Annotated in this window: 18 protein-coding genes; 9 read left to right on the top strand and 9 right to left on the bottom strand. The window is 73.5% G+C overall.

Features of this window, described 5'->3' with window-relative positions:
* Positions 1–13: 13 nt before the first annotated feature.
* The 4 genes from ACJ9NR_RS36760 to ACJ9NR_RS36745 all read right to left on the bottom strand — a co-directional run bounded on the left by ACJ9NR_RS36760 (position 14) and on the right by ACJ9NR_RS36745 (position 5973).
* Positions 14–895 carry a molecular chaperone TorD family protein gene (locus tag ACJ9NR_RS36760; protein WP_412492633.1) on the bottom strand — a complete coding sequence of 294 codons (882 nt, stop codon included), beginning with the start codon at positions 893–895 and terminating at the stop codon, positions 14–16.
* The gene (locus ACJ9NR_RS36755; RefSeq protein WP_412492632.1) at positions 879–3986 is read right to left on the bottom strand and encodes a molybdopterin dinucleotide binding domain-containing protein; all 3108 of its coding nucleotides are present in this window, start codon (positions 3984–3986) and stop codon (positions 879–881) included. The genes ACJ9NR_RS36760 and ACJ9NR_RS36755 overlap by 17 nt, the downstream gene beginning before the upstream one ends.
* A gap of 64 nt (positions 3987–4050) precedes the next feature.
* Positions 4051–5625, bottom strand: coding sequence for a 4Fe-4S dicluster domain-containing protein (locus ACJ9NR_RS36750; RefSeq protein ID WP_412512756.1), 1575 nt, complete (start codon positions 5623–5625; stop codon positions 4051–4053).
* An 18-nt stretch (positions 5626–5643) separates the two neighbouring features.
* Positions 5644–5973 carry an ArsR/SmtB family transcription factor gene (locus ACJ9NR_RS36745; RefSeq protein ID WP_412492630.1) on the bottom strand — a complete coding sequence of 110 codons (330 nt, stop codon included), beginning with the start codon at positions 5971–5973 and terminating at the stop codon, positions 5644–5646.
* 112 nt (positions 5974–6085) lie between these two features.
* Between ACJ9NR_RS36745 and ACJ9NR_RS36740 the strand changes: the two genes are divergently transcribed.
* Positions 6086–7492: an MBL fold metallo-hydrolase gene (locus ACJ9NR_RS36740; protein ID WP_412492629.1), complete on the top strand. Its 1407-nt coding sequence runs from the start codon at positions 6086–6088 to the stop codon at positions 7490–7492.
* 31 nt (positions 7493–7523) lie between these two features.
* Here the strand turns inward: ACJ9NR_RS36740 and ACJ9NR_RS36735 are convergent, their stop codons facing one another.
* The 5 genes from ACJ9NR_RS36735 to ACJ9NR_RS36715 all read right to left on the bottom strand — a co-directional run bounded on the left by ACJ9NR_RS36735 (position 7524) and on the right by ACJ9NR_RS36715 (position 13168).
* Positions 7524–9356, bottom strand: a complete 1833-nt coding sequence (locus ACJ9NR_RS36735) for a stealth family protein (RefSeq protein ID WP_412492628.1) — start codon at positions 9354–9356, stop codon at positions 7524–7526.
* Positions 9357–9558: 202 nt separating this feature from the next.
* Complete coding sequence (locus ACJ9NR_RS36730) at positions 9559–10485, bottom strand: hypothetical protein (protein WP_412492627.1); 927 nt, start codon at positions 10483–10485, stop codon at positions 9559–9561.
* Positions 10486–10548: 63 nt separating this feature from the next.
* Positions 10549–10737, bottom strand: a complete 189-nt coding sequence (locus ACJ9NR_RS36725; protein ID WP_412492626.1) for a YbdD/YjiX family protein — start codon at positions 10735–10737, stop codon at positions 10549–10551.
* Positions 10734–12887: a carbon starvation CstA family protein gene (locus tag ACJ9NR_RS36720; RefSeq protein WP_412492625.1), complete on the bottom strand. Its 2154-nt coding sequence runs from the start codon at positions 12885–12887 to the stop codon at positions 10734–10736. The genes ACJ9NR_RS36725 and ACJ9NR_RS36720 overlap by 4 nt, the downstream gene beginning before the upstream one ends.
* A gap of 65 nt (positions 12888–12952) precedes the next feature.
* A complete protein-coding gene (locus tag ACJ9NR_RS36715; protein WP_412492624.1) occupies positions 12953–13168 on the bottom strand; it encodes a DUF3311 domain-containing protein in 216 nt (71 codons plus the stop codon).
* Positions 13169–13336: 168 nt separating this feature from the next.
* On the opposite strand from ACJ9NR_RS36715, the gene ACJ9NR_RS36710 reads away from it, so the two are divergent.
* The 8 genes from ACJ9NR_RS36710 (at position 13337) to ACJ9NR_RS36675 (ending at position 23209) form a co-directional block, all read left to right on the top strand.
* Entirely contained in the window at positions 13337–14878 is a 1542-nt protein-coding gene (locus ACJ9NR_RS36710) for a sodium:solute symporter family protein (RefSeq protein WP_412492623.1), read from the top strand.
* Positions 14875–15462 (top strand): SigE family RNA polymerase sigma factor, encoded by a 588-nt coding sequence (locus ACJ9NR_RS36705; protein WP_412492622.1) that lies wholly within the window; start codon positions 14875–14877, stop codon positions 15460–15462. Before ACJ9NR_RS36710 ends, ACJ9NR_RS36705 begins: the two co-directional genes overlap by 4 nt.
* On the top strand, positions 15459–15767 hold the full coding sequence (locus ACJ9NR_RS36700; RefSeq protein WP_412492621.1) for a hypothetical protein: 309 nt from the start codon (positions 15459–15461) through the stop codon (positions 15765–15767). Before ACJ9NR_RS36705 ends, ACJ9NR_RS36700 begins: the two co-directional genes overlap by 4 nt.
* Before the next feature lie 269 nt (positions 15768–16036).
* Positions 16037–17425 carry a serine hydrolase domain-containing protein gene (locus ACJ9NR_RS36695; protein WP_412492620.1) on the top strand — a complete coding sequence of 463 codons (1389 nt, stop codon included), beginning with the start codon at positions 16037–16039 and terminating at the stop codon, positions 17423–17425.
* A 55-nt stretch (positions 17426–17480) separates the two neighbouring features.
* A complete protein-coding gene (locus tag ACJ9NR_RS36690) occupies positions 17481–19070 on the top strand; it encodes an ABC transporter substrate-binding protein (RefSeq protein ID WP_412492619.1) in 1590 nt (529 codons plus the stop codon).
* Between the two features lie 54 nt (positions 19071–19124).
* Entirely contained in the window at positions 19125–20165 is a 1041-nt protein-coding gene (locus tag ACJ9NR_RS36685) for an ABC transporter permease (protein ID WP_412512755.1), read from the top strand.
* A 3-nt stretch (positions 20166–20168) separates the two neighbouring features.
* Positions 20169–22217 (top strand): dipeptide/oligopeptide/nickel ABC transporter permease/ATP-binding protein, encoded by a 2049-nt coding sequence (locus ACJ9NR_RS36680; RefSeq protein ID WP_412492617.1) that lies wholly within the window; start codon positions 20169–20171, stop codon positions 22215–22217.
* Positions 22214–23209 (top strand): ABC transporter ATP-binding protein, encoded by a 996-nt coding sequence (locus ACJ9NR_RS36675; RefSeq protein ID WP_412492616.1) that lies wholly within the window; start codon positions 22214–22216, stop codon positions 23207–23209. The genes ACJ9NR_RS36680 and ACJ9NR_RS36675 overlap by 4 nt, the downstream gene beginning before the upstream one ends.
* Positions 23210–23214 lie beyond the last annotated feature (5 nt).

Below are 23214 nucleotides of genomic sequence, written 5' to 3'. Positions count from 1 at the left end.
GGCGGGTCGGGGGTCAGGAGACACGGGTCACCTCCATGGCGGTGGGCCGGGCCCGGCTGAGCGCGGCGCGGGTTGCCTCGGCCCGGGTGCGCCACGCGCGCGCGACGTCGCCCAGGACCGGTTCGGTGGCACGGTGGCGCTCGGCCCATTCACCGGCCCGGTCCGTGAGCCAGCCGAGGGTCGCGGCGGGGTCCTGGCCGAGCATCGAGCGCAGGACGAAGGCGCGTTCGCCCAGGCGCGGGGTGAGGCCGGCGGCGCGGGCGCCCTGCGTCAGGTCGGCGCGGGTGAGGAGCAGTCCGCTGCGGGCCGGAGTGAGCAGGGCACGGGCGAACGGCTCCGGGCCGTCCCGCGGGTCGGGCGCGGCGGGGCGCTCGCGCAGGTGCAGCGCCGTGGTGGGCGGCTGGGGCACCGCCCGGGCCTCGGCGAGGAGGGCGTCACCGAGCAGGCGGGCCCAGGCGGCGTGGACGGGGCCCGCGACCCGTGCCGCGGCGCTCGTGTAGACCGGGAGCCAGGTGAGCAGGTGCTCCCACAGCAGGGCCTGGCCCGCGCGGCGCCACAGCGCGGCGCGCGCGGGGTCGGCCTGGACCCGCCCGCGTTCGGTGAGGGCGGCGTACAGACCGAGGAGGGCGGCGAGGTGGTCGGGCTCCGCGGGCGGGGTGAGGTGCAGGGCCCGCCAGAATCCGGCCACCCGGTCGGCGGGCTCGCCGCCGAGCATGCCGTCCGGGCTCAGGTACGCCGATGCGTAGGGTACGAGCTGGAGCACGAACAGCCCGGTGTGGTCGGCCGCTTCGGGCGGACCGGGCAGCCCCAGGGCCGCCGCCAGCCGGGCGTGTGCCGGGTCCGGGGCCTCGCTCAGCGCGCCGAGGGCGCGGAAGAGCTCAGGTTCGACGGCCATCGGAGGCCTCCTCGACGTCGACGGCTGCCGCGCCTTCCACGACCTCTTCGGCTCCCGCGGCTTCCGGGGCTTCCGGGGCTCCCGCGGCTTGTGCCGCGTCCACGGCTTCCGCGCTCTCTTCGGGCAGCCGGTAGACGTCGCGGGCGGGTTTCAGCGGGCGCATCAGCCAGTACGGCCGGCGGGTGCCGTCGGGGGAATGGTGACGCGCGTCCCGGGTCATCGCGAGCCACTCCCGGTACACCTCCCGCGCCTTTCCGGTGTCCACGGCGATGTCGCCGTAGGAGTCGCCCGGCTCCGCCGGCCGTACGCGTACCGCCTGGTGCCAGCAGTGCTGGCCGGAGATCGGGTCCGGGTGGACGGGGAAGGTGAGGTTCTGGTGGACGCCGACGTCGCCCCACCAGATCCGCCGCGTGTCGGGGTCGGCGGACTCGTACGGCGACACGCCCGCCCGGCGGGTCATCGCCCACCGGTCGCCGGTCCGGTCCAGGTCCACCGTGGCCATCACCTGGCCCGCGCCCTCGGTGACACCCTCTCCCCCGACGCCTTCCGCCCCGGGCTGGTGGACCGGCTTCCAGCGGCCCATGTGGTGGCTGCAGGCGACCACGCCGGGACGGATGCCCTCGGTCACCCACGCCTTGACCACGAAGTGCCCGATCGCGGTCTCCACCCGCACGAGGTCGCCCGCGCCGAGACCGAGCCGGGCGGCGTCCTGCGGATGGATCCACAGCGGGTTGGTGTGGGCGAGTTCGTTCAGCCACTTGGCGCTGCCGCCCCGGGTGTGGATCTGCGTCGGCACCCGGAAGGTGGAGATGAGCACCATCTGGCCGGGCTCCATCGCGGCGGGGTGCACATGGCTGCGGATGTAGCCGGGCAGCGCCTGCTCGCGCCAGCCCCACTCGGCCAGCGTGCGCGAGTAGAACTCCAGCCGCCCGCTGGGGGTGGGGAAGCCGCGCAGCACCTTTCCGTCGACGCGGACGCCGACCGGGCGGCGGCCCTGCTCGTCCGGTTCGGGCGTGGCGACCGGGACGACGTTCGGGCCGGCCGGCGCGGGCGCCGGTGTGTAGACGCGCCCGAAGGGGCCGTCCACCGCGTCCCGCAGCTCCTCCGCCGGGACCTCCCGGGCGAAGACGGGCCCCACGCCCCTGCTGATCTCGAAGGCTCCGTACCGGCGCATGTACTGCAGCGGGCTCAGTCCTTCGGCTTCGGCGGCCCGCGGCAGCCCGGGCACGGAGTGCTCGAAGATGTGGCCGTAGTACTCGTCCACGGTGAGCTTCTCACCGGGACGGCCCGGGGATTCGTAGTGGCGGCGGATGCCGAGCGAGCCGTCGGGGTCGATACGCCAGGACAGCTCGATCCAGAACTCGTTCTCCTCCCACACCTCGCCGGGGTTGACCTGCCGGGTGTCGGTCACCTTCTCGCCCAGACGCTCGCGGGCCGCGCGCAGCACCGGCTGGCGGAAGCCGATCCACTGCCCGTCGTACTGCTCGTAGGAGTGCAGGTCGTGGCGCTCGGATCCGACGCCCATCGGCAGCACGTAGTCGGCGAAGTAGGCCGTCTCGTTCCACACAGGGGTCAACGCCACGTGCAGTCCGACCAGTTCGGGGTCGGTGAGGACCTCGACCCAGCTCATGCCGTCGGGGTTGGTCCACACCGGGTTGTAGACCCGGGTGAAGTAGACGGCGAGCCGGCCGCGGCCCTCCTTGAGGAAGTGCGGCAACAGGAAGGACAGTTCGTTGAGCGCCAGCGGGTACTGCTGCGGCCAGGTGAGCTCGTTCCAGTTCTGCGGGTGGCCGGGGGTGTGGACCGGGCGGGGTACGAACTTGTTCCAGGCGTTGGGATAGGTGCCGCCCTCGGTGGCGACCGCGCCGAGCAGGCAGTTGAGCAGGAACAGGCAGCGGGCCACCTGCCAGCCGCCCAGGTTCCCCGCGGCCGCGGAGCGCCAGCTGTGGGTCGACAAGCGGGTGCCGGCGCCCGCCACGGCCGCGGCGACCTCGGCGATGACGGACTCCGCGACGCCCGACTCGGCGGCGGCGAAGGAGAAGGTGTACTTCTGGTAGAGGTCCGCCAGGATCTCCTCGAACCGCTCGAAGGTCTGTTCCTCGGCGGGGTGCTCGGCCGCCAGGTACTCCGCCCAGTTCCACCAGTCGCGTACGAAATCCCGGTCGTAGGCGCCGGTCCTGATCAGGTGGTTGGCGACGGCCAGCAGGATCGCGGGCTCGGATCCGGGGTGCGGGGAGAGCCAGTGGTCGGCGTGGGTGGCGGTGTTGGACAGCCGGGTGTCGAAGACGATGATCTTCGCGCCGCGCGACTTGGCGTCCATGATGCGCTGCGCGTGCGGGTTGAAGTAGTGGCCCGACTCCAGGTGCGAGCTGATGAGCAGGATGACGTCGGCGCGGGCGTGGTCCGGGCTGGGCCGGTCGATGCCGGTCCAGAAGTGGTAGCCGGCGCGGGCGCCCGAGGAGCACACGTTGGTGTGGGAGTTGTGCCCGTCCACGCCCCAGCTGGCCAGCACCCGCTCGGTGAAGCCGTCCTCGCCCGGACGGCCCACGTGGTACATGACCTCCTCGCGCCGGCCCTCGGTGATGGCGGCGCGGACGCGGCCGGCGATGTCGTCCAGGGCCTCGTCCCAGCCGACCTGCTCCCAGCGGCCTTCGCCGCGCGCGCCGGCCCGCCTGAGCGGGGCGAGGATCCGGTCGGGGTCGGTGACCTGGTTCAGGGTGGCCGGTCCCTTGGCGCAGTTGCGGCCGCGGGAGCCGGGGTGCTCGGGGTTGCCCTCGAACTTGCGCACCTGCAGCGTGTCCCGGTCGACGTAGGCCAGCAGGCCGCAGGCGGACTCGCAGTTGAAGCAGGTGGTGGGGACCAGCATGGAGCGGCGCTCGACCCGCCGGGGCCACGAGCGGGAGTCCAGCTCGATCCAGTCGTCCCAGCGCTCCTTCGGCGGGAACGCGGCGAGGTGCACCCGGCTCGCACCGGGATAGAAGGTCTCGCCGCGCGCCTGGACCGCCGCGCGGGCGGCGCTCACCCGGGCTCCGAGCCCTTCGAGTCCCCCGGCGCCCGGCTGTCCGGCCGAGCCCGGTCCTGCTGTGTCCATCCGTCCGTCCTCTTCGTCTGTGAGGGTCCGTCAGGCGTCCGTCGGTGCGGTCGGCGGCCGGCCGTCAGGCCAGTGGCACGGCCTGGCCGGCCTGGACGTAGGCGTGCTCGTATGCGGCGAGCCCGGCCAGCGCCAGGGGCGCCACCCACGGGCCGGCCCACGGTGCGGCCAGGCCCGCGGCGACCAGTACGGCCGCCGCCCGGAAGTAGCCGCGGAACCGGCCGCGGGTCAGCTCGGCCGCGGCCAGCCGGGCGTGCTCGGTGGGGTGGACGAGGGTCACCTCGCCCAGCACCAGCAGCAGATGGGCCAGGGCGGCGCCGGCCAGGATCCAGCCCAGCTCGCTGACGGTGTCGTGCTGCCAGACCGCGGCCGCGGGCAGCAGCGCCGCGGCGCCCGCCAGGGCCGCCTGCACCAGCAGGTGCGCGGGCAGCAGCGGGTTCTGCCACAGGTCGCGCGCCTTGGCCTGGGCGAACAGGTAGGCGGTGTAGACGGCGGTCAGCACCGCGAGCGGTACGCCCGGCACCGCGACGGCCTGCCGCAGGCCGGTACTGCCGAGGAGACCGGCCAGCAGGTGCAGGCCGAGCGCTCCGGCGTAGCCGGTCAGCACGATCCCGCCGCGCACCAGCCAGCTGCGCCACTGCGGCCGGGTCAGCAGGTAGTAGAAACGGGCCGGGTGCTCCAGGTCCGCCACCAGCAGCCCGGCGGTGGCGGCGAGGAAGACCACCGCGAGCACCGGCGCCGCCCACACCAGCAGCGGATCCGTCCAGGAGACGCGCCCGGCCAGCGCCAGCAGCACCGCCACCAGGTAGGCGCCCGCGGCGATGCCCTTGGTCCAGGTGTACAGGCTCACCCGCCAGTCCCACGGGGCCCGGTGGGAGATGTCGTACGACAGCAGGGCGGCGGCGCTGCTGTTGCCTCCGCCGGGGTGCCCGGAGGTGACCCGCTGCGCGCCTTCGGGGATCTCGCTCCACATGAACGTGTCGCCCGCGGGACGCCGCGCGGCCAGCGGGTCGAGCGTGGCCTGGGTGGCGCCGCGGTAGAACAGCTTGGGCCGGGTGCCCTTTTCCGGACGGCGTACGGCGACCGGCTCGCGCGCCACCACGCGCGCCGCCTCCGACTGCGGGTCCGCCGCGTCGCCGACGATGATGGCCTGGGTGGGGCAGACCACCACGCACGCCGGTTCCAGTCCCACGTCGAGGCGGTGCGCGCACAGGTTGCACTTCTCGGCCGAGTGGTCCTCGGGGTTGATGAAGATCGCGTCGTAGGGGCACGCGGCCATGCACGCCTTGCAGCCGATGCACGCGTCCTTGTCGAAGTCCACGATCCCGTCCGGCCGGCGGAACATGGCCGAGGTGGGACAGGCGGCCACGCAGGGCGCGTCCTCGCACTGGTTGCACCGGGTGACCTGGAAGGCCCGGCGGGCCTGCGGGAAGGTGCCGACGTCGACGCTCTTCACGTAGGTGCGGGTGACCGAGAGCGGTACCTCGTTCTCCGACTTGCAGGCCGTGGTGCAGGCGTGGCAGCCGATGCACCGGTTCTGGTCGATGATCTTCAGCCAGCGGCGCCCGGCGTCGTCCTGGCCGGTCACTGGGGCGGTGTCGTCGGTGTCCTGGGTGTCCTCTTCTTCCAAGTCCCGCATCGTCGCCTCTTCCCGCGATCAGTCGGTGACTGTCTCCGCTGCTCCGGCCGCCCGGCCGGCCGCCACGCTGCCGCACACGATCGCGCACAGCTGCTCGATGGTCTCGTCCACGATGCGGTAGCGCACCGCCTGCCCGTCCCGGCGCCGTGCCGTGATCCCGCCGCCCGTCAGGCGCTGCAGGTGCTGTGAGGCGTTGGCGACCGAGGTGCCGGCCGCTTCGGCGGTCTCTCCGACGGTGCACTCCCCGGCCTCGTGCAGCGCGCGCACGACCCGCAGCCGGGTCGGATCGCCCAGGAGGGCGAAGCGGGCGGCCACGTCGTCGAGGAGTATGTCCGGGATCACGGGCATGGACAGACCGTAGGCAGGCGAGTATCAAGGAGTCAATAGCTCAATTGGTCAATTGAATACCCGATTGGCCGACACCATCAGGAGCACCTCACCTCTGCCGTGGGAGATCGCCATGGATCTCGACGTATTCGTCACCGCCGGCCTCGGCGACAACAGCTACCTGCTCGTCTCCGGTGGGGAGGCCGTGATCGTCGACCCCCAGCGCGACGCCTGGCGGCTGCACCGGCTCGCCGAGGAGCGCGGGGCACGCATCCGTGCCGTCCTGGAGACGCACGTGCACAACGACTACGTGTCCGGAGCCCTCGAGATACGGGCGGCCACCGGCGCCGAGGTCGTCGCCCCCGCCAAGGGCCGCTACGAGTTCCCGCACCGTCCCGCCGACGAGGGAGACGAGATCCTGCTCGGCGGCCTGCGCCTGGTCGCCATGGCCACCCCCGGACACACCTACGAGCATCTGTCGTACCTGGTCCACGAGGGCGACGCGGCCGAACCCGCCGCGGTCTTCACCGGCGGCAGCCTGCTGGTCGGCAGTGCCGGCCGGCCCGACCTGCTCGGCCCCACGCACACCGACGAGCTCACCCGCGCCCAGTACGACAGCCTGCGCCGGCTGGCCGCCCTGCCCGCCACCGCGCGCGTACTGCCCACCCACGGGGCCGGCAGCTTCTGCGTCGCCGCCATGCCCACCACCCGCAGGACCAGCACCATCGCGGAGGAGCAGCGCGACAACCCGCTGCTGACCGCGGCGGACTTCACCGAGTTCAGCCTGGAGTTGCGCGGCGAGCTCATGGCCTACCCCCACTACTACCGGCACATGGCCCCCATCAACCGGCACGGCGCCCCCGTGCTCGGCCGCGTGCCCGACCTGCCCGCGCTCACGGCGGCCGAACTCGCCCGGCGGATGGACGGCGAGCTGTGGGTGGTGGACGGCCGCGACCGCGAGGCGTTCGCCGCGGCGCACATCCCCGGCTCGGTCAACATCGAGCTCAACTCGGGCTTCGCCGGCTACGTCGGCTGGATGCTGCCCTTCGACGCCCCGCTCGCCCTGGTGCTGCCGGAGTCGTCCGGCGACGCCCGCGCGGAGGCCGTCACCCAGCTGATCCGGATCGGCTGGACCAGGATCACCGGCCACCTCGACGGCGGCATCGACGCCTGGGCCGGGGACGGCCAGGAGGTCGCCTCCTACCCCACGGCCGGCGTCGGCGAGCTGTGCGAGGCCATGCTCGGCGACCGGCCGCCGTACGTGCTGGACGTGCGCCAGGAACTCGAACGGGCCTGGGGCACCATCCCCGGCAGCCGCCAGATCTTCGTCGCCGACCTGCCCGCACGACTCGACGACCTGCCCCGGGACCGGCCGGTGTGGGCCATCTGCTCCAACGGCCACCGGGCGGCGATCGCCGCGAGCCTGCTCAGCCGCGCCGGGATTCCCGCATGCCTGGTCGGGGAGGGCGGCGTGGGCGAGTGGCGGCAGCGCTGCGCGTCCGCCGCGCCGGCCGGCGGCCGGGCCGTGGCGTCCACGTGAGGCGCGAGAGCCGCAGGCCTCTTCCCCGCGCCTACCGGGCCGTTGCGGCGGGGCCGGTCTCGTAGGGGCCGGGGACCGGGAAGTACGCCCCCAGGAACGCGGTCAGCACGCTCCGCTGGGCATCGGCCTCCCGCTCGGCGGAGACCGTGTCGTTCAGGCAGAACGCCTGCCGGTCCCGGCGGGCCAGCAGGGCCTGGAGGCGGGTGGCGAACGCCGGGTGGGAGACGTCGAGGTAGGCGTAGCGCAGCCGGTCGGGAACGGCGCGGGCGGTGTGGAAGGCGTAGTAGTGGTGCATCGTGGAGACGAACGAGACGTCGTCCAGGCTGCGGAAGCGGTGAGCGGCGGTGGCGCGGTGCTCGGCCGGGAAGCGCTCCTCGAGTTCGTACAGCACGCTGCGCCGCAGCGCGTGCGGGGTGTGCTTCATCTTCTGGCTGATGACGGTGCCGAAGGCGGCCTCGACGAGGGCGCGGTCGTTCTTGCCTGCGGCGGAGACCGGCACGTCCCGCACGGTGGGCGCGCCCGGCGGGATGAGCGCGGGGGACGGGAAGAACTTGGTCAGGCCGTTGGCGAGGAAGAAGTCCTGGGGGACGACCGGGCGGCCCAGGAACACGTCGTCGTTGAAGTAGAGGAAGTGCTCGGACAGGCCGTCGATGTGGTGCAACTGGCTCTCGATGGCATGGGAGTTGAACGTCGGCAGCAGGCTCGGGTCGTCGAAGATCTCCTTGTGGCCGACGACCCGGAGCCCGGGTATGTCCGTGGCCAGCCAGGGCGGCACCTGGTCGTCGGTGACGAGGTGGATCGTGCGTACCCAGGGGGCGAACTGGTGCAGCGAGCGCAGTGAGTAGCGCAGTTCGTCGCGGTTGAGGTAGCGGGCCGCGTTGTCGGCCTCCTCGTGGTAGGCCTGCCCGGCCAGGGCCGCGCGGCGCCGCAGCCACTGCGGGTCCTGTCCGTCGACCCAGGTGTAGACGACGTCGACGGGGAAGCGGACGTCCTCGGGTGCCGGCCCGGCGAACTCCGCGCGGGTGCGCACCGCCGGCAACGGGCGGTCGGGGCCGGCGAGCGCCGTGAACCGGGTCTCGGAGAGGTACACCGCGGCGCCGGCGCGCGGGACCTGCTCGGCGGTCCGGTTCGGGCGCGGCGCCCGCAGCACCTCGCCCGTCTCCCCCTCGGACGTCCAGAACTCGACGTCGCAGCCGTAGCTGGGCCCGAAGGCCAACTGCCCGCTCAGGTCGCCCTGGTACCAGGTGACGCGGATGACGTCGGCCCGCGCGAGCCGCCGCCAGGTGCGGCGGTGGAACCCCGGCCGGGTCGCACCGCCCCGGCGCCGCGTCCCCTCGGCGGCGCGGACGTAGCCGGGCCGTTCCCGGCACGCCCGCTCCAGGGCTCGCAGGGCCGCGGCCCGGTCCGCGGCGGCGAGGGCGACGACCGCGGAGGTGTTGCTGCGGCCACGTACGCAGAAGTAGTCGAGGCCCGCCTCGTCGAGGGCCGCGCGGACCGCGGAGGCGTTGGTGTTGCGGGCCGACAGCGGCGAGACGCCGGCGCCGGTGAGCACCGCCTTGGGCACTCCGGACACCAGCCGCACGTCCCGGTCCCCGGCCGCGAACAGTCCGGGATGCGCCCGCAGCAGCCAGGCCGCGCGGACCCGGCCGAGCAGGCGGCGCGGGGAGGGCAGGTTCGCGAACCGCTGTTTGACGCGCGCGCGTGCCCGCACGGTCGTCCGGGTCACGAGGGCCCGTCTGAGACGTACGGGTACGGTGTGCCGGTACAGGCGCACCGGCCAGGACGCCTCGGGGTTGCGGTGGACCGCGCGCACGGACGGCCGCGGCCGGTGGGCGGTGTCGATGCGCGATGCCGGAGCGCTCACGTCACGGATCTCCTCATGCGTCACGTCTCTACCTGATCACCTTCTCCCCTGTCCACGTGCCGCGCCTGAGTCCTCCGGGTCCTCTTCGGGGCCCAACAGGCCGCAACCGCGTGGCCGTTCGGCGATGGCGCGCGCCGGTCGTGCCCGGCATCCGCGGCAGTGTCACACCCGCCGGACCGTCACCGTCACACCCGCCGGACCGTCACCGCACCGGACGGTCCCGCCAGTACAGGAACGTACGCTCCGGCTCGGGCAGCAGCTCCCACGGATGCGGTGTCATGTGACGGCCGATGCGCCGGAAGACGGCGGCGGCCTCGGCCGGGCGGTGGAGGCGGATCAGGGCGAAGGCGAGGACGTTGAGGTCGGCGACGGCCTCCGCGTGCGGTGCGGTGACGGCGTGGAACCAGTCGGACAGCGCCACGGCCACCTCGTCGGCGGCCCGTGGTTCGTGCCAGTGGCTCTCGGCCCCGAGGGCCGTCCGCCGGTGGGCGACGAGCTCGACGCGGGCCGCGACGGGGAGCAGGACGAGCGGCGAGCCGTGGGGGACGCGGGCCGCGGCCTGCCGGGCGAAGTCCAGCATGTCGCCGACGGTGCCGTGGCCGCGCGGGGACAGATGGCGCAGCATCTGGTGGTAGGCGGCCCGCAGCCAGGGCGCGCGGGTGACGGCCTCGCTCCACACCGGGACCGCCTCGCGCGGCGGGACGGCGAGGGAACGCATCAGCTCCAGCAGCGCCAGCCAGGGGGTCGGGTCCTCCGGACAGCACTCGGCCGCCCGCAGGCACGCCCGCTCGGCCCGCCGGGCGGCGCCCCGCCCTTCGGCCGCGGCCCGGACCGCTCCCGCCCAGGCGCCCAGCACCAGGGCGTCCCCGTCGCCGGGCCGGTCCGCGGCCCACCGGTCGCCGACCGACGGCGGCAGATTGCGGGCCAGCACGGCGACCCGGTGCACCCGGCGGTCCCAGTCCCGTCCCGTGGCGCCCAGCAGGTCGGCGACCGGCTCCCAGAGCGGACGGGTGCGGCCCGCGCCCAGGCCGTGCAGCTGCCGGCCCGGACGCAGCTCGTCCAGGACCGAGTGCAGCGCGTGGTCGTCGAGTTCGGGGCGGATCAGCAGGGCTGGACGGCGTCTGAGCATCTCGGTCCCGGTCTCGTGCGGAAGAGGGGCGGGCGCCGGCCGCAGCGCCCGCCCCGGGGCGGATCAGCAGCAGCGGCCCTGCGGATGGGTCTCCCGGTGCAGGGTGCGCAGCACCTGGTACTCGCGGCGGGTCGGGACCGGCGCGAGCGGGTGGTGGCGCAGGTGGCGCTCGCAGTAGCGGTCGTACTCGGCCTCCCCGGTCAGCTCGCGCAGGTACCAGCCCACCGCCCGCACCCATCGCCGGAGGGTCACGGCCTCGCCCCCACCAGCGGCTCGCCGGCCTGCCCGGGGAGGTCGATGCGGGATTCGACGTACGGTGCCTCGGTGGTCGCCGCCGTGCCGGGCGCCCGTACGGCGCGTACGCACACCACCGCGGCGCTCACGATCACGACGGCGACCAGCAGCAGGAACAGCGTGATCAGTACGCCGTCGACGGTGGAGTTGGTGACCACGGTGTGCATGTCGTCGAGGGTCTTGGCGGGCGGGAGCACCTGCCCCGCGTCGAGGGCGTCGGCGTACTTGGCGCGCTGGGCGAAGAAGCCGACCTTGGGGTCGCCGGAGAAGATCTTCTGCCAGCCCGCGGTGAAGGTGATGACGGTGACGAAGGCGAGCGGGACGCCGGTGACCCAGGCCCAGCGCAGCCGCCCGGACTTGATCAGGACGGTCGTGCAGACCGCGAGGGCGACGGCGGCCAGGAGCTGGTTGGCGATGCCGAAGAGCGGGAAGAGCTGGTTGATCCCGCCGAGCGGGTCGGTGGCGCCGGTGTAGAGGAAGTAGCCCCAGGCCGCGACGACCAGACCGCTGCACAGCCAGCTGCCCGGCTTCCAGTTGACCCGGCCCATCGGCTTCCACACGTTGCCGAGCATGTCCTGCAGCATGAAGCGTCCGACCCGGGTGCCTGCGTCGACCGTGGTCAGGATGAACAGCGCCTCGAACATGATCGCGAAGTGGTACCAGAAGGCCTTCATCGCGGTGCCGCCGAACACGCCGGAGAAGATCTCCGACATGCCCACCGCGAGGGTCGGAGCGCCGCCGGAGCGGGCGATCAGGGTCTGCTCCTGCACGGCCCGGGCCGCGTGCGTCAGCTCGCCGGGGCTGATGGTGAAGCCGAGGCCGGCCACGGCGTGGGACGCCGACTGCGCGGTCGCGCCGAGGAATCCGGCGGGCGCGTTCATGGCGTAGAACAGGCCCGGCTCCAGGGCCGCCGCGGCGATCAGCGCCATGATCGCCACGAACGACTCCATCAGCATCGCGCCGTACCCGATCATCCGGACCTGGGACTCCTTGCGGATCAGCTTGGGAGTCGTACCGGAGGAGACCAGGGCGTGGAAGCCGGACAGGGCGCCGCAGGCGATGGTGATGAACAGGAAGGGGAAGAGGGAACCGGCGAAGACCGGGCCCGCGCCCGAGGCGGCGAACCTGCTGACGGCGTCCGCGTGCAGGACCGGGGCCGCCGCGACGACCCCGATGGCGAGCAGGGCGATGGTGCCGATCTTCATGAAGGTGGAGAGGTAGTCGCGCGGAGCCAGCAGCATCCACACCGGCAGCACGGAGGCGACGAAGCCGTAGCCGATGAGGCAGAAGACGAGGGTCGTCGGGCTGAGGGTGAAGGCGGAGGCGAGCGAGGAGCTCTGGATCCAGCTGCCGCCGGCGATCGCCGGCAGGAGCAGCGCCACGCCGATGAGGCTGGTCTCGACGACCCGGCCCGGTCGGATCCGGTGCAGCCAGAAGCCCATGAACAGGGCGATGGGGAGGGTCATCGCGACGGAGAAGGTGCCCCAGGGGGAGTGCGCGAGAGCGTTGACGACGACCAGGGCCAGCACGCCCAGCAGGATGATCATGATCGCGAACACCGCGACGAGGGCCGCGGCGCCGCCCACGCGCCCGATCTCGTCCCGGGCCATCTGGCCGAGCGACTTGCCGTCCCGCCGCATGGACAGGAACAGGACCACCATGTCCTGCACCGCCCCCGCGAAGATCACCCCGGCGACGATCCACAGCGTGCCCGGCAGGTATCCCATCTGGACCGCCAGGACGGGCCCCACCAGCGGTCCGGCGCCGGCGATCGCGGCGAAGTGGTGGCCCAGCAGCACCCGGCGGTCGGTGGGGTGGAAGTCGACGCCGTCCTCCAGGCGTTCGGCGGGAGTGGCCCGGCGGTCGTCCGGCTTCAGCACCCGGCGGGCGATGAAGCGGGAGTAGAAGCGGTAGGCGATGGCGTACGAGCCGAGGGCGGCGACGACCAGCCAGACCGCGGAGATCTTCTCGCCGCGGGCGAGGGCGAGGACACCCCAGGAGACGGCGCCTAGCAGCGAGACGGTGGTCCAGAGCAGGATCGACCGGACGGACCTACGCGGCTTTTCGGGCATATGTGGATCGGCTTCGGGCAGGGCTGTGGCGGGCATGGCGGCTCCTCACCGGGAACGGTGTGACGACAAGCAGGGGACGAGAGGAAGGGGAAGGAGAGAAATCAGCGGTGACGTCGGCCCGTCAGCGCGTAGGCGGCGAGCAGGCAGAGACCGCACCCCGGCACCCGGACGAGCCGGTACCAGTAGAAGAACGGCGTGCCCGCCGGCCGCGGCCCGGCGCCGGCGTACCAGGGGACCCACAGCAGGCCTGCGGCGGGCGCGAGAAGCAGGACGGCGATCACGACGCGCCGTAGCCGGTGATGACCGGTCACTGCCATGACCTGCGCTCCTCTCCCGCTCGCTGTCGGTCTGTGCAAGAGTTGCCCACCGCCCGGAACCGGTTGACAGCGAATGCCCGGGAAATCTCGCGCCGGTTTCCTGTCATCCGGCCGAGCGGTCCGCGCAACTCTTGCGCGAGGGTCCACGCACACCAAGGACGGTGACCCATGGCCGACGGCGCCATGACCGCGACGTTCCTCGCCGTGATCGGCGGAGCGTCGCTGCTCGCCGTGACCGCGCGGCGCCTGCGCCCGAGCGACCGGCTGCCGTCCCTGGAGGGCTGGGCGCTGGCCGACCGCGGCCTGGGCCCCGTGTGGACCTGGTTCCTGCTCGGCGGCACGATCTTCACCGCGTACACCTTCACGGCCGTACCGGGACTGGCGTACGGCAACGGCGCCGCCGCCTTCTTCGCGGTGCCGTACACCGTGATCGTCTGCCCCATCGCCTTCGTGCTGCTCAGCCGCCTGTGGGAGGTGGCCCGCCGGCACGGCTACGTCACGGTCGCCGACTTCGTGCGCGGACGGTACGGGTCGCCGCCGCTGGCCCTGGCCGTCGCGCTGACCGGGATCCTCGCGACGATGCCGTACCTGGCGCTCCAGTTGCTCGGCATCCGGGCGGTGCTGACGGCCGGGGGCGTCTACCCGCGGGGCGCCGCCGGGGACCTGGCGATGGTGGCGCTGTTCGCAGGGCTCGCGGTGGCCACGTACCGGCACGGGCTGCGGGCGCCGGCCGTCATCTCCGCGCTGAAGGCGGTCGCCGTGTTCGTCTCCCTCACCGCGGTCACCTGGCTGGTCCTGGAGCGGCTCCACGGACCGGGCAGGGTCTTCGACAAGGCCGCCGAGAAGCTCGGCGCGCCGGCGCTGCTCCTCTCCCCCGCCCAGCAGCCCGCCTACGCCACCCTCGCCCTCGGCTCCGCGCTCGCCCTGCTGATGTACCCGCACGTGCTGACGGCCGGGTTCGCCGCCGACGGACCGCGCACCCTGCGCAAGGTCTCCGTGGCGCTGCCCGCCTGGACCGGGCTGCTCGCCCTGTTCGGGTTCCTCGGCATCGCGGCCCTCGCGACGGGCGTGCGCGCGCCGAAGGGCGGCGCCGAGGCCGCCGTACCCATGCTGGTCGACCGCCTGATGCCGGGACCGCTGGCCGGGCTGGTGTTCGGCGCGATCACCGTCGGAGCGCTGGTTCCCGCGGCGGTGATGTCGATAGCGGCCGCCACCGGCTTCGTACGCAATGTGTACGTCGAGTACGTCCATCCGACGGCGACGCCCAAGCGTCAGGTGCGCGTCGCCAAGACCGTGTCGCTCACCGCGAAGGTGGGGGCGGTGGCCTTCGTGTTCGGGCTGCGCGACCAGGACGCGATCAACCTCCAGCTGCTCGGCGGGGTGTGGATCCTGCAGATCTTCCCGGCCGTGGCCGTCGGCCTGTTCACCGGACGGCTGCATCCGCGGGCGCTGCTCGCCGGGTGGGGCACGGGCATGGCCGCCGGGACCTACCTGGTGGTGCGCGAGGGCTTCTCGTCCATCGTGCCGCTCGGCTCCGGGCCGCTGGAGATCTACGCCGGTCTCGCCGCGCTGCTGCTCAACCTGATCGTGGCGGTGGCCGGCACCGCCGTCCTCGAACGTCTCGGCGTCCCGCGCGGCGCCGATCTGACCGACCTGCCGTCCCGCCTGGCCCTCAGGCGGAGTCCGCAGACGGGAGCGAACCGACCGTGAGACGCAGACCGCCCACCCCCGCGCCGGAGCCCCAGGTAGGGCTGGAGGGCGAGCCCCTCGCGCCCGCGCTGCCCGACCCGGGAGAACTGGAGCGCGAGGCCACGCTCGCCCGGCTCTTCGAGCTGCACTACTCCTCGATGCTGCGGCTGGCCGTGCTGCTCGGCGCGGACGACCCGGAGAACGTGGTGGCCGAGGCCTACTACCAGATCTACCGCAAGTGGCGCCGGCTGCGGGACGTCGAGGCGGCGGAGGCGTACCTGCGCTCCACGGTCTGCAATCTGACCCGGATGCGGATACGGCATCTGCAGGTCGCCCGCAAGCACATCGAGAACCCGCCCGTGCTCCCGGACGAGTCCGTCGCCTCCGCCGAGAGCACCGCCCTGCTCCGCGACGACCAGCGAGTGCTCATCGACGCACTGCAGCAGCTCCCCGCCCGCCAGCGAGAAGCGCTCGTGCTGCGACACTGGCTCGGGCTGAAGGAGAGCGAGATCGCCGCCGCGATGGGGATCTCCTCCGGCTCGGTGAAGACCCACACGGCACGCGGCATCGCCGCTCTGACCCACGCGATGGAGGCCCGGCGATGACGCACCGAGACGCGACTCCGTCGCACGGCACCGGACCCGGCCGCACGGAGCGGGAGCTGAGCGAGGCCCTCGCCGCGCTCGCCGACGGGGTGCGGGCCGCTCCCGACGCCTACCGCACGGCACGCGGCGAGTGGCTGCGGCGCGAACGCCGGCGCCGGCTCGTCCTCGCCGTCCTGATCACCGTGGTCTTCGCCCTGGCCACGCTGATCGGCCTGTGGGTGCTCAACCAGACGCCCTCGCACCCGGGCGTGATCTTCTCGACCACCGCGGCCGGCCACGCGTCCCTGCCCGGTCCCCATCCCTGACGCCCGGCCACCGTCGCCGGCGCCGCGGGAACAGGCGTGCGCGGCGCCGGCCTCCCTGACGGGCCCGCCGGCACCGGGACAGCCGTGACCGCCCGATGAGCGGGCACCCGGGAACCCGCCGGCACCACCACCGCCGCCCCGCGACGACGCCCGTCACGGTCCCTGCACAGGCTCGCGGCCGCTGACTTCGTACGAGAGAACGGAGTCACGGACGATCCTTCGTGCTCCGGCATGAGTCCGCGCGGCGCGCCCGCCCCTACGTTCGCGGCATGACGAAACTCGACGCGATACGAGCCTGGTGGGAAGAGCGGCTGCCCGGCCTTCTCGAGCGGTACGAGGTACCGGGCGCGGCGGTGGCCGTGGACCTGGCGGGAGAGGTCGCCGACCACGGTACGGGCATGCTCAACCTCTCCACCGGGGTGACGGCGAACTCCGACACCCTCTTCCAGATCGGTTCCATCACGAAGCTGTGGACCGCGACGCTCGTGATGCAGCTCGTCGACGAGGGGCTGGTCGATCTCGACGCCCCGGTACGCAGCCGTCTGCCGGAGTTCCGGGTCGCCGACGAGTCCGCCGCGGCGGCGATCACCGTACGGCAGCTGCTCAACCACACCGCCGGGTTCGAGGGCGACATCTTCACGGACACCGGCAGGGACGACGACTGCGTGGAGAAGTACGTCGCCACCCTGGGCGACGTGCCCCAGCTCTTCTCCCCCGGCCGGCTGTTCTCCTACAACAACGCCGGGTACTGCGTGCTGGGCCGCCTGGTCGAAGTGGTGCGCGGCAAGCCCTTCGGCGCCTGTCTGCGCGAGCACCTGTTCACCCCGCTCGGCCTGACCCACGCGGCACACGGACCGGAAGAGGCGATCCTGCACCGGACGGCCGTCGGGCACCTGCGGACCTCCCCCGAGGAGCCCCTGCGGCCCGCCCCCGTCTGGTCCCTCGCCCCCTCCAACTCCCCCGCCGGCTCCATGCTCGCCATGCCCGCCCGGGACCTGCTGGCCTTCGCCCGGATGCACCTCGACGGGGGCACCGACCGCGACGGCACGGCCGTCCTCGGCGAGGCCACCGCCAAGGCCATGCGGCAGCGGGAGGTCGAACTGCCCCGCCTCGGCGTGATGGGCGACGCCTGGGGCCTGGGCTGGGAACTGTTCGACGGTGCCGGCACCGGTCTGATCGGGCACGACGGGACCACCATCGGCCAGGCAGCCTTCCTGCGCCTGGTCCCCGAACACGACCTCGCCGTCACCCTGCTGACCAACGGCGGCGACTCCCTCGGCCTCTACCACGAGGTCGTCGGGCACGCACTGCGCGAACTCGCCGGCGTCGAGCTGCCCCCGATGCCACAGCCGCCCGCCGACCCCCGGCCCGTCGACGCGAGCCGCTACGTCGGCACCTACAGCTCCCGGCTGTTCGACAACACCGTCACCCAGGACGACGAACACCGGGTCTGGGTCGAGTGCGTCCCCAAGGGACTCGCCGCGGAGATGGGCATGGAGACCACCACCGTCGAGCTGGTCGCCTTCGACGGCGACACGCTGATCGCCAAGGAGCGGGAGCACGGTTTCCACCAGCCGTACGCCTTCGTCGGCGAGGCCGCCGACGGTCCCGCGCAGTTCCTGCACACCGGCCGCGCGGACCGCCGTACGGCCCAGTGACGACCCGGGCCGGTGGTCCGCCCCCGGCCCGTCGGACCCTTTCGCGGGAGATCCCATGAGATACGCAGCGACGACGCTCGCGACGGCCGGGGCACTGGCCCTCGCCCTGACCGCGTGCAGCGGCGGTGGCGGCACCGCCGGCACCTCCGGAAAGCCGGTCGAGGGCGGCACCTTCACCCTCGCCATCGCCGCCGACCCCGGCACCCTCGACCCGCACGCGACCACACTCTCGGTCGCGCACCAGGCCGACCTGTTCATGTACGACTCCCTGGTGGCCGTCGACCCCTCCGGCAAGGAGGTCTCCGAACTGGCCGACAGCTGGAAGAGCACGCCCACGACGGCGAGTTACACGCTGCGCAAGGGCATCACCTGTTCCGACGGCACCCCGCTCACCGCGAAGGACGTCGCCGACAACATCGACTACGCCGGGGACCCGAAGAAGGGGTCGGGCGTGGCGGGACTGTACGTACCGGCGGGCGCGAAGGCGAAGGCCGACGACGCGGCCGGCACCGTCACGGTGACCTCGCCGAGCCCCGACGCCTTCCTCGGCCGCAACGTGGGCAGCCTGCCCATCGTCTGCCGCAAAGGGCTGAAGGACCGCTCGATCCTCAAGCGGGGCGGCTCGGGCACCGGGCCGTTCACCCTCACCGAAGCCGTCGCCGACGACCACTACACCTTCACCCGGCGCAAGGACTACGGGTGGGGCCCGGGGGGCGCGAAGGCCACCGCCGCGGGTCTTCCGGACTCGGTGGTGCTCAAGGTCGTGAGCAACGAGGCCACCGCCGCCAACCTGCTGCTCGCCAAGCAGATCAACGCGGCCCTGATCACCGGCCAGGACAAGACCCGGGTGGCGGCCAGGCTCACCTTCAAGCGCGCGATGCACGCGCCCCTGGGCGAACTGTGGTTCAACCAGCGGCACGGCGCACCCACCGCCGCCCCGGAGGTCAGGCGCGCCCTCACCCAGGCCCTGGACCTGGCGCAGCTGCGCACCGTCGTCACCAACGGCGGCGGCGAACCGCTCACCGGGCTGGTGGCGAAGGGGCAGGGTCCGTGCACCGCGGACACCGTCACCGGCACCCTGCCCGGGCACGACCGGGCCGCGGCCGGGGCGGCCCTCGACGCCGCGGGCTGGACCAAGGGCTCCGACGGGATCCGCCGCAAGGGCGGCAAGAAGCTGTCGCTGACCTTCTACTACCCGACCAGTCGCGGCGCCCCGATGCAGAACGCCGCCGAGCTGCTGCGCTCCCAGTGGCAGAAGGCCGGTGTGAAGGTCACCCTGCGCGGCGCGGCCGACAGCCAGTTCGAGCAGGTCATCTCCGGACAGGGCTCCTGGGACGCCATGTTCCTGCCGCTGACGGTGACCCTGCCCACCCAGGCCGTGCCCTTCGTCTCCGGCGCCACCCCGCCGAACGGCAACAACTTCGGCTCCATCCACAACGCCGCGTACGACGCGCATGTGAAGAAGGCGTCGGTCCTCACCGGTGCCAAGGGCTGCGACGAGTGGGCCGCCGCGGAGAAGGCGCTGTTCCGGCGGGCCGACGTGGTGCCCTTCGCCGACCTGGTCACGCCGGTGTTCGGCAACGGCGCGACCTTCGACATCGCCGACGCCGCCATCGCCCCGACCTCGATCCGCGTGGTCGGTTGACCGCCCGGCCCCGACCCGGAAGCACCCCACCAGATGCCGGAGGCACACACCCAGATGAACGCCCAGACGGCCGACCGGCTCCTGGCCGGGCCCGGCACCGAGCAACCGCACGCCCTGCCGGGCCTCGCCCGGGTCCGCGGCCTGGCGGAGCACCCCTGGGTCCGCTTCGCGGTCCGCCGCCTGACCCGGCTGGTGCTGTCGGTGTGGGTGCTGGTCACGGCGGCGTTCGCGATGATCCACCTCATTCCCGGAGACCCCGTGCGGGGCGCGCTCGGCATGAACGCCTCGCAGCAGGTGGTGAACCTGCGCCGGGAGCAGCTGGGACTGAACGACTCGCTGCCGACCCAGTACCTGCGCTTCCTGCGGCATCTGGCCGGCGGTGACCTCGGCACCTCCGTCACGAACGGCCTTCCGGTCAGCCAGGTGATCGGCGACCGGCTGCCGTCGACCGTCTCACTGGCCGTGGCGTCCTTCCTGCTGGCGGTCGTCCTGTCGGTGCCGCTCGGCCTGGGGATGGCGGTGCTCACCCGCGGCGGCCGCCGGCGCCGCGGGGAGCTGGCCTTCACCTCGGCCAGCGTGCTGGTCGCCGCCGTCCCGGAGTTCCTGCTCGCCGTCGGCCTGGTCTGGGTCTTCGGCGTGCGGCTGGCGTGGTTCCCGGTCGGGGGCCGGGGCGGCTTCGCCTCCTACGTACTGCCGGTGCTGTCGCTGGCCGCCGGACCGGCGGCGGTACTGGCCCGCATCGTACGGATCGAGACGCTGTCGGTGCTGCACACGGACTACGTCCGCACCGCCCGCGCCAAACGCCTGCCGCCCCGGACGATCTACCTCCGCCACGCCCTGCCCAACGCGGTGACCGCCGGACTCACCATCGGCGGGCTGATGCTCAGCGGCCTGGTGGCCGGCACCGTGCTGGTGGAGAACGTCTTCGCGTGGCCCGGCCTGGGCAGCACCATCGTCCAGTCGATCCTGTCCAAGGACTACCCCGTCGTCCAGGGCGTCGTCCTCGTCTACGGCACGGGCGTGCTTGTGGTGAACGTCGTGGTCGACGTCGCCCTGGCCCTGCTCGACCCCCGTTCCGCGATCCGGGAGAGCTGACCGATGGCGGTGGAGTACGAGGCCCGCAGGGCGGGCGAGGAGCACGCGAGCGGTGACGGGACCCGGCCGGGCGCGGCGGACGGCACGGCACCGGGCCGGCCGGACGGCAACCGGTGGCTGGGGGTGCTGCGCACCCCGCTCGGTGGCTGCGCCGCGGCGCTCCTGCTGCTGGTGCTGCTGCTGGCGGTGTGCGCTCCGCTGCTGTGGTCCGGCCGGGCCGGTGCCATCGACACCGGCCAGCTCCTCAAGGGGCCCTCGGCACGCCACTGGATGGGCACCGACAACCTCGGCCGGGACGTCTTCTACCGGGTGCTGGTCGCCACCCGGCTCTCGGTCGCCCTGGCGCTGCTCGCCACGGCGCTCGGCGTGGTGACCGGACTGGTCCTCGGCGTGGCGCCGACGCTGCTGGGACGGCGCGCCGGGCGGCTGGTCACCGCGGTGGTGAACGTCGCCGTGGCCTTCCCCGGGCTGCTGCTCGCCCTGTTCTTCGCCGTGGTGTTCGGGCTCGGCGCCAAGGGCGCGGTGCTCGCGATCGGCTTCGCGATGGCACCCGGCTTCGCCCGGCTCACGCAGACGCTGGTGGCCTCGGTCAGCGAGCGGGACTACGTCCACGCCGCCCGCGTCGCCGGTGTGGGCAAGGTGCGCGTCCTTGCCCGGCACGTGCTGCCGAACGTCTCCGACCCCTTGATCGTCAACGCCACCATCAGCGCCGGCGGCGCGCTGCTGGCCTTCTCCGGACTGTCGTTCCTGGGCCTCGGTGTGCAGGCGCCGTCGTACGACTGGGGGCGGCTGCTCGGCGACGGCCTCGACGGCATCTACACCCACCCGGCCGCGGCCCTGGCGCCCGGCGTCGCCGTGGTGATCGCCGGGCTGGCCTTCAACCTCACGGGCGAGGCCGTCGCCAAGGCGGTCGGCGTTCCCACCGCGCACCGCCCGCGTGCCGCCCGTCCCACCGAACCGCCCGCGGCCGGCCCGGCCACCGTCACGGCACCGGACGCCGGCGGGCCGGGCAGGGAGCCGGTGCTGTCCGTGGAGAACCTGCGGGTGGCCTTCCCCGGTCCGCACGGACCCGTGACCGCGGTGCGCGGTGTCGGCTTCCACGTCGGCCGGGGCGAAGCGGTGGGCGTCGTGGGCGAGTCGGGATCCGGCAAGAGCCTCACCGCCCTCGCCGTCAGCCGGCTCGTCGAGCATCCCGGCGCGGTGCACGCCGACCGCCTGGAGTTCATGGCCACCTCGCTGCTCACCGGCAAGGAGCACAAAGCGGCCACCCGGCGTCTGCTGGGGACCTCGCTCGCCCTGGTCTTCCAGGACCCGATGACCTCCTTCAACCCCACCATGCGGGTCGGGCGGCAGCTCGCCGAAGTGGCCGAGCAGCACCTGAGGACCGGGCGGCGCGCGGCGCTGTCGCGGGCCGTGGAACGACTGCGCGAGGTGCGCATGCCGGCCGCGGAGCGACGGGCGGCGCAGTACCCGCACGAGTTCTCCGGCGGTATGCGCCAGCGCGCGATGATCGCCCTGGGACTGATGGGCCGTCCGAAACTGATCATCGCCGACGAGCCCACGACCGCGCTGGACGTGACCGTGCAGCGCCAGGTGCTGGGCCTGCTGGACCGGGTCCGCGCCGCCGACGACGTGGCGCTGCTGCTGATCAGCCATGACATCGGCGTGGTGGCGCAGACCTGCGACCGGGTCCTGGTGATGTACGCGGGCCGTATCGTCGAGGAGCTGCCCGCCGAGCGGCTGCTCACCGCGGCACGGCATCCCTACACGCGTGCGCTGATCGCCACCGTGCCCCACATGGAGACCGACCTCGACCGGCCGCTCGCCGTCATCCCGGGCCGCCCCGTCACACCGGAGCAGGTGCCGGCCGGCTGTGCCTTCGCCCCGCGGTGCGCCTTCGCACGGGACCGCTGCCGCACGGACGACCCGCGGCTGGAGGTGGCCGGGCCGGGCCACCGGGTGGCGTGCTGGTACCCGCGCGCCGACGGCGCGGCCCGCCCCGGCGACGAGCGGCCCTCCGACCCCCTGTGCGAGAAAGGTGAACGGCCGTGAGCGAGCTGAGATTCGAGGACGTCACCGTGCGCTACGGCACGGGGCGCAGGGCCGTGCGGGCCGTCGACGGCATCAGCCTGACCGTGCCCGCGGGGCAGGTGGTCGGCCTGGTCGGGGAGTCCGGCTCGGGCAAGTCCACCCTGGCCCGCGCGGCGGTCGGCCTGGCGCCGGTCTCCGCGGGACGGGTGCTGCTGGACGGCGAGGACGTCGGCCGCCGCCGGGTGGGACGGCCGGGCAGGGCGGTGCAGATGGTCTTCCAGGACCCGTACGCCTCGCTCGACCCGCGGATGCGGGTCGGTGACTCGGTCGCCGAGGCCGTTCCCCGCGCCGCCGCGGCCGATGCCGCCGGACGCCGTGCCGAGGTCGCCCGGCTGTTCCGGCTGGTGGGTCTCGACACGGGACACATCCACTGCCGGCCGGCCGAGCTCTCCGGCGGGCAGCGCCAGCGCGTCGCCCTGGCACGCGCGCTGGCGGGCCGCCCCGCCGTCGTCGTCGCGGACGAGATCACCTCCGCGCTGGACGTGTCCGTCCAGGGAACCGTGCTCAACCTGGTGCGCGACCTCCAGCGGCAGATGCGCCTGGGCATGCTGTTCATCTCGCACAACCTCGCGGTGGTGCGCTACGTCAGCGACATCATCGCGGTGATGTACCTCGGCCGGATCGTCGAGTGCGGCCCCGCCCGGGACGTGCTCGCCGACCCTCGGCATCCCTACACCCGCGAACTGCTGGCCGCCGCGCCCCACCGGGACGGATACACGCGGGACACCCCGGAGCCCGTCGACACCACCGTCACCGACGTCGAACCACCCGACCCGCACCACCTGCCCGCGGGCTGCCGCTTCCATCCGCGGTGCCCCGTGGGGCCGCTGGTGCTGCCGGGACGCACCGACTGCCTGACCCTCGACCCTGCCGCGGACGCGCCGGAACGCGTGCACCGCAGCGCCTGCCACTTCGCCGGCGAGCTGCCGGCGCCGACGGGCGCTCCCGGGTGAGCGCA

The sequence above is a fragment of the Streptomyces sediminimaris genome (assembly GCF_047049295.1).
Taxonomy (GTDB): Bacteria; Actinomycetota; Actinomycetes; order Streptomycetales; family Streptomycetaceae; genus Streptomyces; species Streptomyces sediminimaris.
Note: the sequence above shows the minus strand (reverse complement) of the source record. Positions and strands in the feature narration are given on the sequence as shown.